The 15,710-nt window shown below is 68.3% G+C and carries 11 protein-coding genes; 8 read left to right on the top strand and 3 right to left on the bottom strand.

Features of this window, described 5'->3' with window-relative positions; all coding sequences use genetic code 11:
• The 5 genes from ACWEVS_RS38180 (at position 1) to ACWEVS_RS38160 (ending at position 9,443) form a co-directional block, all read left to right on the top strand.
• The gene (locus ACWEVS_RS38180; RefSeq protein ID WP_452555610.1) at positions 1 to 1,875 is read left to right on the top strand and encodes a non-ribosomal peptide synthetase; all 1,875 of its coding nucleotides are present in this window, start codon (positions 1 to 3) and stop codon (positions 1,873 to 1,875) included.
• Positions 1,872 to 6,407, top strand: coding sequence for an SDR family NAD(P)-dependent oxidoreductase (locus tag ACWEVS_RS38175; protein ID WP_452555608.1), 4,536 nt, complete (start codon positions 1,872 to 1,874; stop codon positions 6,405 to 6,407). The genes ACWEVS_RS38180 and ACWEVS_RS38175 overlap by 4 nt, the downstream gene beginning before the upstream one ends.
• Positions 6,404 to 7,240 (top strand): thioesterase II family protein, encoded by an 837-nt coding sequence (locus ACWEVS_RS38170; RefSeq protein ID WP_452555606.1) that lies wholly within the window; start codon positions 6,404 to 6,406, stop codon positions 7,238 to 7,240. The genes ACWEVS_RS38175 and ACWEVS_RS38170 overlap by 4 nt, the downstream gene beginning before the upstream one ends.
• On the top strand, positions 7,237 to 8,445 hold the full coding sequence (locus ACWEVS_RS38165) for a cytochrome P450 (protein ID WP_452555604.1): 1,209 nt from the start codon (positions 7,237 to 7,239) through the stop codon (positions 8,443 to 8,445). The genes ACWEVS_RS38170 and ACWEVS_RS38165 overlap by 4 nt, the downstream gene beginning before the upstream one ends.
• Before the next feature lie 149 nt (positions 8,446 to 8,594).
• Positions 8,595 to 9,443 (top strand): methyltransferase domain-containing protein, encoded by an 849-nt coding sequence (locus ACWEVS_RS38160; protein WP_452555602.1) that lies wholly within the window; start codon positions 8,595 to 8,597, stop codon positions 9,441 to 9,443.
• A 236-nt stretch (positions 9,444 to 9,679) separates the two neighbouring features.
• Here ACWEVS_RS38160 and ACWEVS_RS38155 read toward each other — a convergent pair whose 3' ends face one another.
• Both ACWEVS_RS38155 and ACWEVS_RS38150 read right to left on the bottom strand, forming a co-directional pair.
• Positions 9,680 to 10,666, bottom strand: a complete 987-nt coding sequence (locus ACWEVS_RS38155) for an SUMF1/EgtB/PvdO family nonheme iron enzyme (protein ID WP_452555600.1) — start codon at positions 10,664 to 10,666, stop codon at positions 9,680 to 9,682.
• Positions 10,667 to 10,708: 42 nt separating this feature from the next.
• A complete protein-coding gene (locus ACWEVS_RS38150; RefSeq protein WP_452555598.1) occupies positions 10,709 to 11,488 on the bottom strand; it encodes an aminotransferase class IV family protein in 780 nt (259 codons plus the stop codon).
• A gap of 115 nt (positions 11,489 to 11,603) precedes the next feature.
• On the opposite strand from ACWEVS_RS38150, the gene ACWEVS_RS38145 reads away from it, so the two are divergent.
• Positions 11,604 to 12,452 carry an SAM-dependent methyltransferase gene (locus ACWEVS_RS38145; RefSeq protein ID WP_452555596.1) on the top strand — a complete coding sequence of 283 codons (849 nt, stop codon included), beginning with the start codon at positions 11,604 to 11,606 and terminating at the stop codon, positions 12,450 to 12,452.
• Between the two features lie 530 nt (positions 12,453 to 12,982).
• Entirely contained in the window at positions 12,983 to 13,873 is an 891-nt protein-coding gene (locus tag ACWEVS_RS38140) for an alpha/beta fold hydrolase (protein ID WP_452555594.1), read from the top strand.
• 129 nt (positions 13,874 to 14,002) lie between these two features.
• On the opposite strand, the gene ACWEVS_RS38135 is transcribed toward ACWEVS_RS38140, so the two are convergent.
• The gene (locus ACWEVS_RS38135) at positions 14,003 to 14,692 is read right to left on the bottom strand and encodes a creatininase family protein (RefSeq protein ID WP_452555592.1); all 690 of its coding nucleotides are present in this window, start codon (positions 14,690 to 14,692) and stop codon (positions 14,003 to 14,005) included.
• 288 nt (positions 14,693 to 14,980) lie between these two features.
• Here ACWEVS_RS38135 and ACWEVS_RS38130 point away from each other — a divergent pair, with 288 nt between their 5' ends.
• Positions 14,981 to 15,508 (top strand): NUDIX hydrolase, encoded by a 528-nt coding sequence (locus tag ACWEVS_RS38130; RefSeq protein ID WP_452555590.1) that lies wholly within the window; start codon positions 14,981 to 14,983, stop codon positions 15,506 to 15,508.
• Positions 15,509 to 15,710 lie beyond the last annotated feature (202 nt).

The following is a 15,710-nucleotide window of genomic DNA, read 5'->3' as shown; positions in this document are numbered from 1 at the left end:
ATGCGCGGTATCGATCCGAGCGGTGAGAAGGTCGGCGCGCACCATCTCTTCGCGACATGGGCGCGGACCGTGCCCGACCGTGACGCCCTCGTCCACCGGGGCGGCCGGATGACCTACGCGGAGCTGGAGGAGCGCGCCACCATCCTGTCCGAGGAACTCGTCGCAGCGGGGGCGGGCGCGGGTGACGTGGTGGGCGTCCTCACGGAGCACTCCTACCTGCTGCCCGTCGTGGTATTGGCTGTCTGGAAGGCCGGTGCCGCCTATGTGCCCCTGCCTCCCGCACACCTGTCCAGGCGCACCGAACTGGTGCTGGCCGACACGGGTGCCCGGCTTGTCGTCTCCGAGCTTGACCCGCACAGCGTCCTGCCCGGGCGCGGTGTGCGAACCGTACGACCGGACGCACCCCGCCGTGCGGGAACAGGCGCCGCCGGGCGTAAGGATCCGGACGGCGGCGCCGCCGTACCTGATGGGGAAGACCTCGCCTACCTCCTCTACACCTCGGGATCGACGGGCGCCCCGAAGGGGGTGATGGTGGAGCACGGTGGCGTGACCAACCTGGCTGAGGGGCTGCGGGACCTGTTCGGCGACCTGGAGGGGGCCAGGGTCCTGCAGTTCGCGCCGTTCACGTTCGACGCCTGGGTGTGGGAGTTCTCCATGAGCCTGCTCAACGGGGGAACCTTGTGCGTCCCCTCGGCAAGGTCACCGCTGTGCGGCCCGGAGCTGAGCCGGATCCTGCGCGAGTTCGGCGTCACCCACCTGTCCGGCGCCCCGTCGCTCCTGGCGACCTTGCCGGACGATGAGTCGATACCGGTCACCACCATGACGTCGGGCGGCGAACCGCTGCCGGAGTTCCTGGTGGAGCGGTGGGGGAGGCGGTTGCGGGTGTTCAACGCCTACGGCCCGACGGAGGCGACCGTGTCCGCGACGGCGGGACGCTGCCTGCCGGGAGAGGGCAAGCCCTCCATCGGCCATCCGATGAGGGGAGTCGAGATCCACATCCTCGGCCCGGCGGGTGACCCCGTACCGGACGGTGAGACCGGTGAGTTGTGCATCGCAGGACGTGGGGTGGCGCGGGGATACGCGAACCGGCCGGACCTGACCCGGGAGAAGTTCGTTCCCGACCCGTTCTCCGGTCGCGCCGGGGCACGTCTGTACCGGACAGGTGACCTGGCCCGGCGGCTGCCCGGAGGCGTCATCGACTTCATGGGGCGGATCGACGGGCAACTCAACATCCGGGGGTACCGCATCGAGCCGGGCGAGGTCGAAGCGGCGCTGATGTGCCATCCTCGCGTCACCGGGGCTGTGGTGACCGCGACCGGGGAGGCCGAAGCCGTCAGGCTCACCGCCCATGTGCAGCTCACGGCAGGGCTGCCGCTCTCCTCGGGAGAGTATCGGGACTTCCTGGCCGATCTCCTTCCGGCGTACATGATCCCGTCGGTCTTCGTCACGATGGACCGGCTTCCGCTGACGTCCCACGGCAAGGTCGACCGCGGTGCGCTGCCCCGCCCGGAGGTCCGGCCACGGACAGCGGGCGGGGACACGGTCCCCGCGTCGGTGCGCGAAAGGGAGCTGGCCGAGGTCGTGGGACGGCTCCTGCACCTGGACGACGTCGCTGTCGAGGAGAACTTCTTCGATCTCGGGGGCACCTCGGCCGATCTCGTCAAGCTCCAGGCCGACATCAAGAAGCGCTGGGGGGTGCTGGTGCCGATCGCCGACCTCATGGCGACTCACAACGTGCGGCTGCTGGCGGCGTTGCTCGACGAGCACGACGGACACGGTGAATGCAGGGCCGAGAGGCCCGCCGGGAGCAGGAAGAGACTGCACGACGGCGGGCGCCGGCTCGGGGAGCGTCTCGGAAAGGAGCAGACGAGGTGAGCCCGACGAGCACCCGTGGGCCGGAGGCGGCGGAGCGTGATCCCGCGGGCACCGACATCGCCGTTGTCGGCATCGCCTGCAGGTACCCCGGTGCCCGTGGCCCCGCCGAGTACTGGCGGCTCATCCGCGACGGTGGCCGGGGCATCCGCGAGCTCACCCAAGAGGAGCTCGCGGCAGGCGGCGCGGGTCGGGAGCGGATCGCCGATCCCGCCCTCGTCCCCGCGGCCGGCGTGCTGTGGGACGCCGAATGCTTCGACGCGGTCTTCTTCGGCTATCCGGCGCGCGAGGCAGCCCTCATCGACCCACAGCAGCGCATGTTCCTCGAAGAGGCGTGGCACGCCATGGAGGACGCCGGTCACACACCCGAGCGGTTCGCCGGCACCGTCGGAGTCTACGCGGGCCAGACCCTCGGCACCCACCGCGCGAGGAACCACCAGACCTTCCTCGGTACGTCCGCGGACCTGCTCATGGCGGCCGACGACAAGGACTTCCTGCCCACCCGGGTTTCCTACAAGCTGGGCCTGACCGGGCCGAGCATCGCTGTGCAGACCGCCTGCTCCACGTCCCTGGTCGCGATCCATCTGGCCTGCCGGGCGCTCATCACCCATGACTGCGACATGGCTCTGGCCGGTGGGGTCTCCTGGACCCCTCTGCGCCGTCAGGGCTACCTTCATCAGGAAGGCGGCGTCTGGTCCGCCGACGGCCAGGTCCGCTCCTTTGACCGTGACGCCTCGGGCTTCGTCCCCGCCGACGGCCTCGGCATCGTGGTCCTGCGCAGGCTCGACGACGCGCTCGCCGACGGGGACCGCATCTACGCCGTGGTCAAGGGGAGCGCCGTCAACAACGACGGCTCGGACAAGCTCAGCTATGCGGCGCCGGGCGTGCGCGGCCAGCAGGCGGTGGTGGAGGCGGCGCTCGCGGTCGCCGCGGTCCGCCCGGACACCGTCTCCTATGTCGAGGCCCACGGGACGGCCACCGCGATCGGAGACGCCGTGGAGGTCGCCGCGCTGACCCGGGCGTACCGGGCCGCCGCCGCGGTAGGCCGGGGGTACTGCCGGGTGGGTTCGGTGAAGTCCAACATCGGACATACCGACGCGGCGGCCGGGGTGGCGGGTTTCATCAAGGTCGCGTTGATGCTGTACCACGGCCGGATCCCACCGAGCCCCGTCACGCCCCTGCGCCCCAACCCCGAGATCGACTTCGAGACGAGCCCGTTTCGCCCCGCGGTCGAGGCGGCGGACTGGCCGGAGACCGGCGCCCCGCGCAGGGCGGCCGTCAGCGCCTTCGGCATCGGAGGCACCAATGCCCACGCGATCCTCGAACAGCCACCGGCCCTCCCGGCCCGGCCACCCGCCGAGCCGTGGCAGCTCGTGGCCCTGTCGGCGCGTGACGACGCAGCCTTGGCCGAGCTGACCCGATCCTGCGCCGACGCGCTCCAGGACGCCTCCGACACCGAGTTCGCCGATCTCGCCTACACCCTGGCAGCCGGACGCCGCCACTTTCCCCACCGGTACGCGGGAGTCTTTCGCGACCGATCCGCCGCCGTGGCGGCCCCGCGGGAGTGGGCGACCGCAGGGCGGTTCTCACGCGCCTGGGCGACCCGAGACGACGTGGTGTTCATGTTCCCTGGAGGGGGGACGCAGTATCCCTCGATGGGGCGGGAGCTCTACCGCGACGAACCGGTCTTCCGCATGGCCGTGGACGAGTGCCTGCGCCTGCTGCCCGACCGTCCCACCGCCGAGCGGCTGCGCGCCCTGTGGGCCGCGCCGGATGCGAGGAACGCGGCCGAGGAGACCGACCCTTCACTGGCGCTACCGGCCGTGTTCATCATGGAGATCGCGCTGACCCGGCTCATCGGATCCTTCGGGGTCAGACCCGCCCTGCTGATCGGGCACAGCCTCGGGGAGTACACCGCGGCCTGCGTCGCCGGCGTGGTGTCGCTGCGCGACGCCCTCGCGATCGTGGCCAAACGCGGTGAGCTCCTGTCCCGGCTGCGCGACGGTGCGATGCTCGCGGTCTCGGCCCCGGTACGGCAGGTCGAGCCGTTCCTCGGCGAAGAGGTCTGCCTGTCGGCGGTCAACGGGCCGGGAGCGTGCGTGCTGGCCGGCCGGTCCGCTCGGATCGCCGAGGTCGGCCGGTCGCTGGACCGGCAGGGGATCGCCTGGCGCCTGCTCCCGCTCAGCACCGCCGCCCACTCCCACCTGGTCGATCCCGTCCTCGACGAGTTCCGCGACTTCCTGAACGGCATCGAACTGCGGGCCCCGTCGGTGCCCGTGGTCTCCGACGTGACAGGGGATGACGAGGCCGATCTCAGTGACCCCGAGTACTGGGTCTCCCACCTGCGCCGGACGGTCCGGTTCGACGCGGGGCTCGACCACGTCCTGGCACGGGGCCCGAAGGTCCTCATCGAGATGGGGCCCGGCACCACGCTGACCACGCTGGCCGGAGCACGGGTCGGTCAGGACTCCGTCGTCATCAACACCACCCGCCATCCGCTGGACGAGCGCCCCGACAGAGAGGTCCTGCTCCGCGCGCTGGCCCGGCTGTGGGAGGCCGGAGTCGACGTCGACCTGCCCGCGCTCTGGCCGCAGCCGCGCCGACGGCACCCCGCGGCGCCCTATCCATTCGCGTCCACCCTGCACCTGCCCGAACCGACACACGCCCCGGAACCCGCGCCCGCTCGGCGCTCATCTGAAGGGCTCTACGGGGTCAGCTGGAAACGCGCCGTGGAAACGGATCCGGCGGATCCCGGGACGGCCCCGGACGAGACGGGATGGATCCTGTTCTCCGATGTCTCGCCCCTCGCCGAGGCGATCACCGCCGAGCTGGAGGAACGGAGAGCGTCCGTCACCGTCGTCACCCCGGGACGAGAGTTCCGGCGCGGGTCCTCACCCCGGGCCACGACCATCCCGCGGCACCCCGAACACTACGAGATCGACCCTCAGCGTCCCGAGCACTACGAACGGCTGCTGAAAGCGACCGAACAGGGACCGGGCAGACCCCTGCGGATCATCTGCCTGTGGGGAGCGACGCTCCCCGCGGACGTGGGCGGGCCACTGAGCGAGATCGTCGGCCTGGCCCACGCGCTGGGCGGCCGTCTCGGGAAGACGGATCTCTGCCTGGTCACGACAGGAGCCCTGGAGATCACCGGAGGCGAACTGCTCGATCCTCGGGCAGCTCTCACGATCGGAGCCGCCGGACCGCTCCGCTGCGAACTGACCGACGTGCCCGTCCGGCTCGTGGACGTGGACGCCGACGACAGCGCAGACCACAGGCGACGGGCCAGGCAGATCCTCGGCGAGTTCTCCCGCCCTCCGCGGCAGGACCCCGTCGGTCTCCGGGGAGGCCACCGATGGCTGCGGGGATTCGAGGCGCTGGAGACACCGCCAGGGGCGGGTCCCTCGTTCCGCCCCGGCAGAACCTACGTGATCACCGGCGGAACGAGCGGGATCGGCCTGCGGCTGGCCGAACATCTGACACGCCGCCATTCGGCGCGGCTCGCCCTCATCGGTCGGGGCACGCGTGACGCGTCTCCCGCGGGCGAGTCCGGTGTGGATGTGCGAGCACTGCTCGCGGGGCGTGAGAACGACATCCTGCTCCGCCACGCGGACGTCGCCGACCCGGCGGCCCTCGGCGAGATCCTGCGCGAAGTCCAGGTGAGGTTCGGCACGATCCACGGCGTGATCCACGCCGCCGGCGTGCCAGGCGGCGGCATGGCGCAGTTCCTGGACCGGGAGAGCATCGACGCCGCCCTGCGGGCGAAGACCGTGGGAACCGCCACCCTGGTCTCCGCCCTCGCCGAGACAGGCGCGCGCCCCGAATTCATCCTGTTGTGCTCCTCGCTCGCGTCCTTCTCCGGCGCTCCCGGCCTGTCCTGCTACGGCGCGGCCAACGCCTTCCAGGACACCTTCGCCCTGCACGCGCGCCGCGACGGGACACCGATCCTGTCGGTCAACTGGGACCGCTGGAACGGCGTCGGGATGGCCCGCGACGTGGAACGCCACCATCACGCCCTCACCGGCGAGGCGCTGACCGGCGGGCTGAGCCCCGACGAAGGGATCGCGGCCTTCGAAAGGTGCCTGGCGGCCGTCCCCCTGGGACAGGTCATCGTGTCCTCCAGCCCTCCCGGAGCTACCCACGCCCCCAGCCCGGAGTCCGCCACCGAGCCCCGGCCTGCGCGCTGGTCCGCTCCCGCCGTACCCGCGGCCGACACGTCCGGCCGCTCCGGCGACACCGGTGACTGGAGTCCCCACGAGCTCGAACTCCTGACGGTGTGGCAGGAAGTGCTCGGTGCCAGCGCCATCGGCAGACACGACGACTTCTTCAGCCTGGGCGGACATTCGCTCAGCGCACTCCAAGTCGTCCAGCGCTGCAGGGAACGGTTCGGGGCGCGGCTTTCGGTGAAGGCGCTCTTCAGCGCCCCGACGATCGAGGGCTTGGCCAGAACGCTCGCCGAGGCTCCGGCGGCCGGCGACGACACGCCAGGCGAAGGGCGGCTCCTGATGGATCTCGAAGGAAGTGACGTCCCATGACCGAAACGATCCCGGGCGTCTCCCGGCTCTGGCTCCGCCGGCAGCGGACGCTCCCCGAGCCACGGCTGCGACTCGTCTGCCTGCCCCACGCCGGCGGAACCCCGGCCTTCTACCGGGGCTGGCAGGCCCGGATCCCCGCGGACGTCGAGTTCGTCGCCGTGTGCTACCCAGGCCGGCAGGACAGGTTCAACGAACATCCGATCACCCGCATGGACCTCCTGGCCGACCACATCTGCCAGGCGCTGGCGCCCCTGGCCGACCGGCCTCTCGCCCTGTTCGGGCACAGCATGGGCGCCGTGGTCGCCTACGAGGTCGCCGTCCGGCTCATCACCCAGCAGGGCATCACTCCGCACGCGCTGCTGGTGTCCGCGCACATCGCGCCACCCGCGCACGCAGACGGCACCTGGAAGGTCCCGCTCAGTGATGACGAGCTCGCCGAGCAGGCGCGCTCCGCGGACCCGCTGCTACGGTACGCCCCCGAGCTGATGAGCGTGGTGATGCCCGCGCTACGGGCGGACCATGATCTCCTTCACGCCTATCGGCCCACGCGCTCGCCGCGGCTCACCATTCCGATCGTCGCCTACCGGGGAGCGGACGACGAGCAGGTGAGCCAGGAGGACATGCGCGCCTGGAGCCAGGTCACGGATGCCGGCGTCGAGTTCCGTACCTTCCCCGGAGGGCACTTCTACCTGCTGCAGGCGGAAGCGGACCTCGTCGCCGACATCGGTAACCGTCTCAGCTCGATTCCGGCCTCGGGCGCCGGCACGCGGCGCCTCGGCCGCGAGGAGCCCTCCGAGGTCGGCCCGTTCGTGAAAGAGGTTCCACGCCCGTGACCCCGCCCCGCTCGACCATCCCGATCTTCGTCCGCCGATCGAGCACCTGCCCGTTCGATCCGGCCGAAGAACTCGCCCGTCTCCGGGCCTCGGAACCGGTGACCCGCATCACCCTGTCCACCGGAGCGAGCGCCTGGATGGTCACCCGCTACACCGACGTGTTCCAGGTGATCTCCGACCAGGCCCGGTTCAGCTCCGAAGCCGCGATCGACGGCCCGATTCCCATACCCATGCCGGAAGGAGGCTTCCCCCCACCGCGTCCGGGGTTCTTCTCGACGTACGGTCCACGCGAGCACGGCCGCGTCCGGCGGATGCTCAACGCCGAGTTCAGCGCGCGCCGGATGCGGGAGTTCCTCCCGCGGGTCGAGAGCGTGGTCGACGACTGTCTGGACGCGATAGACCGGGTGGGACCTCCCGCCGACCTGGTCGCGGACTTCGCGCTCGCTGTCCCGTCACGGCTGTTCTTCGAACTCCTCGGGATCCCGGAATCGGACCGGCCCAGGCTCCTGCCGCACGTGGACATGCTGCTCGACTTCACCGCAGACCCGCAGGACCAGGCGGTCGCGTTCGGCGAGCTGGACACGTACCTGAGCGGCTTCGTCGGGGAGTGCCGCCGTCGTGCGGTTCCCGGGCTCGTCGGCAGACTGATCACCTCGCACGGAGCGGAGCTGTCCGACTCCGAGGTCGCCGGCATCGCCGCCCAGCTGCTGCTCGCGGGATACGCGACGACGTCCGGGACGATCGCTCTGGGCGTCCTGCTGCTGCTGTACCACCCCGACCAGGCCGCCGCGCTGCGTGACGGCTCCGCCGACACGGACCACGCCGTCGAGGAGTTGCTCCGCCACCTGTCGGTGGTGGCCTTCGGGAAGGTGTTCACCGCCGCCGAGGACACCACGGTCGGTGGCCAGGAGGTCAGGGCCGGAGAGTACGTCCTGTGCCACCTGCCGTCAGCCAATCGCGACAGGGACCTGGGCCCCGGATTGGACCGGTTCGACATCAGCCGCGAACCGCCGCCCCATCTCGCCTTCGGACACGGCCCGCGCCACTGTCTAGGAGCGGAACTGGCCAGGATGGAGATACGGATCGGCATCTCCCGCCTGCTACGCCGCTTCCCCGGCCTGCGTCTGGCCGTCCCGTTCGACGAACTGCGGTTCACCCCGATGAACGCGGCATACAGCGTCGAATCGCTTCCGGTGGCGTGGTAGCACCGCGCTGGGAACCAGCGGCCATCCGGACCGGACGGCGAGCGGAAACCCATGTGCGCAGGTCTCCGCGCGGCAGCGCGGCGACGGTCGCCTGTCGCTCTGTTGTGCCGGCGGCCTGCAGCGGACCCCTTTCAACGGATGGAGGAGAAATGTCGAGCGGATCGCTTCCCGGAACCGAAGACATCGCCGGCTCATACGAGTACCTGGCCGCCCTGACCGAGAAGGTCGGCGGACCCGACCTGCACTACGGGTACTGGTCGGGACCGGAGGACCGGTCCTCGATCGAGGAGGCCACCGAACGGCTGACCCGCGTGGTGATCGAAAGGCTGAAAGCCGTCGCCGGCGACCACGTGCTGGATGTCGGCTGCGGGAACGGACGCCCCGCCGTGGCGGTAGCCGAGACCACCGGAGCGCGAGTGACGGCGATCGACGTCAACGAGCACGCCCTGGAACGTGGAAGGGCCTGGGCGCGTGAACGCGGCGTGGAAACGTCGGTGTCCTTCGAACGGTGCGACGCCCTGGCCACCCCGTACCCCGAAGCCTCGTTCGACGCGGTGCTGATTCTGGAGACGACACCACACTTCATGCCGGAACCGCTGTTCGCGGAGATCGCCCGGGTGCTGCGGCCCGGTGGACGGGTGGTGGTCGAGACCCCGTACCTGCGCGCCCCCCTCACCGACGAGATGCGGTCACGGTTGGCGGCGTACTTCGACATGTTCCAGGTCCTGTCCATAGAACCCGAGGAGGCCTACACGAGGGCCCTGCGCGTGGCGGATCTCGAGATCGAGTCCACGGAAGACATCAGCGAACACACCGAACCCTTCTACGGCCGGATCCTTGAGAGATTCGACCGCCACCGGGACGAGCTGACGGCCGAATACGGAGTCGAGGCCGTGGAACGCGTCGAGAGCGCGATCTCCAACTGCGCCGCGATGTCCGGAATGGGCAGCATCCTCCTCACGGCGTTCAAGCCGGTCCTTCCCCCGTCGACCAGCTGAGCCGTTCGGGCCTGTGGCGAGGTATGCGAGCGCCGGCGGCAGGCCACGCACGCGACCCGAGCTGGTTTTTGACAGCTACCGGGCGAGCGGTTGATCACAATCCACAGGCGGTGGGGCGCCTTCGAAGAACGAGTGAACGGCCACCAGCTCGTGGCGTGGAGCCTGCTTGTCCGCTGGCGCACAAGCAGCTGGCTCCCTCCTGACGTCAGTTGCCAACCCGGTAGTTGCCAACCCGGTCAGGTGTCGGCAGGTTGGGTGAGAACGTTGATCAGCGAGCGCATGGTCTCAGCAGGGACTACGCAGCGGAAGCCGGTGTCGTCGTCGAGCATGTCGGCGTCGGCGTCGTTGAAGGCTGACGGTGTGGCACGCCTGAACGGGCTGGTGAAGGCGCTGCCTTTAAGTTCCTGACGGCCGGGCGTGGTTGGAGTGTTGAGCCACTCCCATGTGTTACCGCACAGATCGTAGATGCCGTAGGGGCTGGTTCCGCTGTGGTAGCGAGACACTGGCGTGGTCGCACCGATCATGGTTTCGCGGACGTTGCATTTGGCGGGGGTGAGCTGGTTGCCCCAGGGGTAGACGTCGCCATGCGGTCCGCGTGCGGCCTTTTCCCACTGGAGGGCCGATGGCAGCGCTTTGGCGGCCCAAACGCTGTAGGCGGTTGCGTCGTGCCAGGTAACGAAAGTGACGGGGTGGTCAGCGAGCTCAGGAAGCGGACCGCTCTCTCGCATCCAGTGCTGAGGAGCTCGATGACCGGTGGCGGCTGTGAAGCGTGCGTAGTCGCTGTTGGTGGTGGGGTAGATGTCGCAGTAATAGGCGGCCAGGTAGACAGGTTCGTTGCTGGTGCCGCTGAGGAAGGTCCCAGCGGGAATGAAGGCCATCAGCTTGCCGTCGATTGGGTGGCGCACGTGGTGGTCATCTCCAGGAAGCGGCTCAGTGGCGCGGGCGATGTCGACGATGGCGGAGCCGCTGCGGGCGCCCTTGTCCGTAGCCTCCAGCAGGCTGGCGAATCGTGCCTGGACCTCGGCGCTGGAGGCGGCGAGCGACGAGTCTAGAGCGGCCTGATTTGCCGGCCGCGGGTGAATCGTCTCACCTGCGGCTTCCCATTTGGACACCATGCGTTCGTGCACGCCGATATGGCTGGCAAAAGCCCGGATACTCATCCGCTTGGCCTCACGGAGTGCACGGATCTCACGGCCGGACCACGTTCTGACGAAGGGGGGCATGCTACTAGGGGCTCCTGAACGCGGGGATGGGGTAAGCAGCGGCTATAGCCGCTGGGTGGGGATGCCGTCGTATCTCTTGCGCAGCACGTCGAAGATGGGATGCTCCATGGGCAAGGGGATGTCGTCGATGCGCGCAACCGCGCGCACGCCGATGGAGGTATTGGTCGCGAACGCGGCCTGCATGCCTGCCACGTCGGCGAGGTTGACCGGCTGGCTGACCATCTGGTCGTGCACCTCTGACAGCAGCCGCATGGTGACCCCCTGCAGGACATCGGCCTGCGGCCAGATCACACGTTCGCCGTCGTAGAAGGCGATGTTCCAGGTGGCGCCCTCGGAGATAAAGCCTGCCCCATCGGTGAGCAGGGCGTCGTCGTAGCCGACCAGCTGGACTTGGCGGCGGTGCCAGATGGCGCCGAGAAGCCCAGCGTGCTTAACCGCGGGCAACTCACGCTGGTAGCAGACACTACGCACGCGTAGCGGCGCTACTGGTAGAGCACCGGCGGGGCGGGTGGTGACCAGGACGTGCGGCTCAGCGGTCGCGCCCGGATGGCCGAGCTCGAGCCCGGGATCGAAGATCGTCACCCGCGCTACGAACGATCCGGCCTTCTCCTGGGTCGCCCGCCGGATGAACGCACGGACACGATCGGGATCCAGTTCCGCGTTGAACAGTAAGCGACAATCGCGGACAAGGCGTTCAAGATGATATGAAAGGCCGCGTACATGCTGATTGTCGACGCGTATGGATGTGAAGTGCGCATAATTGACCAGCCCCAAGGTCTGCAGCGCCTCAGGACTGGCGGGAGCGCCGTTCAATTCGGTCATTCGCCCAGTCTGTCACCAGATACCGGGAGTTGACCGCCGAAAGTGCAGCAAAAATTCAGTCCTGAGGCGCCAGAAGGGCGTTGGCGCGGTCCTGTTCGGCCACCACGATAGGAGCATGTTCTCCAGAACGCCTGAGGCGGCGCCCGAGACGCCGCGGACGGGGCCGCCGCTCCCCGCCGAGGCGGTGAGCGTGCCTGATGGCATCGATACCCAGCGGCCGAATATCGCGCGGGTGTATGACTACCTTCTCGGCGGCAAGGACAACTTCGAGGCCGACAGGAAAGCAGCGGAGAAGATCCTGGCCGAGGCACCGCAGACCCGGATTATGGTCCGGGAGAACCGTGCCTTCCTCGGCCGGGTGGTGAAGTTTCTGGCCAAGGACGCCGGAATCAGCCAGTTCTTGGATATCGGCACCGGGCTGCCCGCTGCCGGGAACGTGCATGAAATTGCCCAGGCGATCAACCCCGAGGCGCGCACCGTCTACGTCGACAACGACCCAGTAGTGCTCTGCCATGCGCGGGCGATGCTGGCCACCACCAGTAAAACCAACGTACTGAAGGCGGACCTGCGCCAGCCTCAGGAGATCATCGCACAGACGCAAGGCTTGCTCGACCTCAGCCAGCCAGTCGCCGTGCTGCTGGTGGCCATCCTGCACTTCCTCCCCGATGGCGACAATCCGCGCCAGATCGTGCGCTCATTGCTCGACGCGATGCCTTCCGGTTCCTATCTGGCCTTGACACACGTGGAGTACCAACCACAGCTGGCCAGGGCCGCCGAACGGCACTACAAGCCCGCAAATGGCCGGGCTGTCTTCCGGACTCGCGAGCAGATCGCAGTGTTCTTCGATGAGATGAACCTGATCAAGCCAGGGCTGGTGCACGTACAGAAGTGGCGACCCGAGCGTGAGCTGTTCGGCTGGGAACACGATGTGGCCGTCTACGGTGGCGTCGCTTTCAAGCCATAACCGCCGCGGCGACCGGGGCTGGGGGCATCGAGGTGCCCTCAGCAATCCTGGCTCGCTCCTCCTTCGAGCGCACGGGACGCTCCTGTGGCTGACCTTCAGCAAGCCGGAGCCACCACCGTCTGGATATCGACTCGCGGTCAGCACACGCCGCCCCATCACACTGCAACCCATCTCGCGCACATGCAGCTCTGGGACCCCGGTTGAGGCCGGCAAGCTCGCCCTCCCCGACGTGCCGTACCCCGCTGCTGGCTGGGTCTTCCGCGAACGTCGCATCCAGCTGGTTATGGCCCGGACGTTATTGCCGCCTTGGCTAACCCTTCAGCCTCAAGCACGAGTACCTCGCGACGATTAACTGGAAGGGTCTGCCTATGCCGCGCCACACACACGGCGTTACCCGCTTCGGTCGTTCGAGTATCCTTGCCCAGCTCTCCGCTCGAGCGGCACTCGCCGCCTGCGCCGCGGGTGGGATCGGTGCCGCCTACCAGACATGGGCTTCGCGCCGTGACCGGCGGCGGATTGCCGCACCTGGCGTGCTGGTGGACATCGGCGGCCGCCGCATCCACCTGTGGCGCGATGGGGTCGGCTCGCCCACCGTGGTAGTAGTCCCTGCGCTCGGGGAGCCGGCGTTGAACTGGGCAGGTCTGCTGCCCAAGCTAGCCGCGGAGACGACGACTGTCCTGTTCGACAAGGCGCATCTGGGGTGGAGCGACCCAGCATGGGGCGCGGGGTCTGCTCGGCGGAACGCCGACGACCTCCGTCGTGCCTTGCGGCTGGCGAGAATCAGCCCGCCGTACATCCTGGTCGGACACTCCGCCGGCGGCTATGTCGTCCGGCTGTTCTGCGCTGCGCAGCCCGACGAGATCGCCGGGGTGGTCCTGGTCGACTCCAGCCACCCGGAACAAGGCCGCCACTTTCCATGGACGCGGACCCACATGCTCTGGCGCATCCTGAAATGGCGGCTGACCCCACTTGGGCTGCGGCGCTTGGTCACAGAGCTCGGCTGGGACGGCGCGGCAACGCGCGCGATCGCTGCGCGGCGGCTTCCGCCTGAGTGGGATCAGGCCGGTATGGCACTGGACTTCAGCGATCGACAGCGACGCGGACAGCTCCGCGAAATGCTGGCAACCATCACGATCAACCCATCCCAGGTTCTCCGTGATGCACCCACCCTAGGTTCGATTCCGCTCACCGTCATCAGCTCTAGCCGTACCGATCCCACCCTGACCGACCTTGCGCACATTGCTGAGCGGTCGGCGTTCTACGACATCTGGGAGCCGCTGCAAAAGGATCTGACGACTCTGTCATCTGAAACACGGCACGTTGTGGCCGACCCCGCCGGACACCATGTGCACCGCCACCGCCCGGAGGTTGTCGTCGCCGAGGTGCTCGCTCACGTGCGGCGGGTCCGCGCCCAGGCGTAGATCGATGCTGGGTTCGGCAAACGGCTTCCGACCCTCACATGCTGGGACTGGCGGGAGTCTGCAGTGCCATGACGAGGCGACCAACCGGGCCATTCTTGTCAGCCGCCGAAGCGGAACAGAAGCGCAGGCTCATATAATGAGGGTGAGGTGCCCTTCGAAAGAACGGCTAAGCGAATCGAGCAATGCACGCCCTTTTTCCTGGCTTCCCATGGAAGGGCGGCCTATGCTCCCTCCTGGAGCGTAGGCAGCCATGCCCGTGGTCAGCAGATATGGGCGAGCCCCAGACTTGTGGTCATCGTCCTCGGTCACGTGACCGACGAGCTCGGGATAGGCGTGCAGGAGCAGCGAGACCTCAAGTTCGCCGGCGTGCATGTCCTCGCTCGAGTTCGTCACCAGACCAGCTTCTTGGCGCGCCGTGTCCCAGTCATGTCGAACGGGAAATAAGACCATGTCCGGACTGGTGACGTTGGCCTCCTGCACAATATTGGACAGCACGTAGTTCCCGCCATGCCCATTGACCAGCACCAACCGTGTGATCCCCGAGTGGCACAGCGACTGGCGAACATCTGTGACGATCGCGGTCAGCGTGGTGTGGGAGATGCTGACTGTACCGGGGTAGGCTGCGTGCTCATGAGAGCACGAGATCGTTATCGGCGGCAGAAGGAATAATCCGTAGTCCTCCGCAAGGCGTGTGGCGATGATGCTCGCAACCACGGTATCCGTGGCCAGCGGAAGGATTCCTCCGTGTTGTTCGAAGCTGCCGACCGGAAGAACGGCAACGGACGGCCGGGACGTTGCGATATCGGAGCTTGTGGTCATTGGCAATATATGACGTGGCCCATCGAATAGAGCGTTCACGACGATTTCCGTAGAGGCATTGGCGTGATCCTCGCCAGGATGTACAGCTGCCAGACGGCGCCCGCGCGGTCACCGGCAATGGCCGGCACCAGTGCTCGCTCCGTCAGCTCATTTTCGGCCAAGCGGACCAGTTTGCCCAGGGGTGCCAGAGGATTTGGTGGTCAGCTGGACCGCATCTCCCCTCCAGCGCCTTCGTGGCGAGCGCACGGGGTCGGCGTAAGGTGTGCGGGTGATCCATGGTGGAGGTAGATGATCTTTGACGTGGTGGTCGCCGACGTCAGGCTCGCGGCCCTGGAGTTCGACGACGCGCGAGCCTGGCTGGAACGGGCGCGTCGCTACTCGATGGAGCCGCTTGCGGCCGAGGTCTGGGTGACCGATCCGGCCTTCCAGCAGGTCCTGTTGGTGAAGCATCGCTGGCGGGGGTGGGTTCCTCCCGGCGGCAAAGTCGAGCCGGGGGAGAGTCCGCGCGCCGCGGCGGTGCGTGAGCTTGCCGAGGAAACCGGGCTGCGGGCCGAATTGCTGCCTGTGCCGGCGGCTGTCTCCGTGCGGTCCTACCGTGCCGACTGGTCGCCGACGCTGGGCCTGTCGTATGCCGCTATTGTCGACCGCGACCTACCGCTGGGCGGGGAGAGCGGGCAACCACCGCGGTGGTTTGGTTTGGGTGAGGAGCGGGAGTCCGTCTTCCCTGAAGACCACGACCGCATCCAGGCGTATGTGCGCTGGCTGGCGGCCGAGGATCCGGTTGGGGCGCGCTGCCAGCGTTCTGACCGGCGCTGACCAGTCACCTGCGCGGTCACCAGCAGGCCACGGCCAAGACCCCGCGGTAGGAGGTCCCAGAATTGTCGGTCGATCAACACGGCGCGCTCCTCGACGCGGCCCTAAGCTGTAATGACCACAGAGGTTGAGTGCGCCAAGGACACGAGCCCGATGTGATTGAAATGAGGGAGGGCCTGCGGGTTCGGTGTGGATTGCGACATCT

It is taken from the genome of Nonomuraea sp. NPDC003754, assembly GCF_053605785.1.
This window is presented reverse-complemented; position numbering and strand designations above follow the sequence as displayed.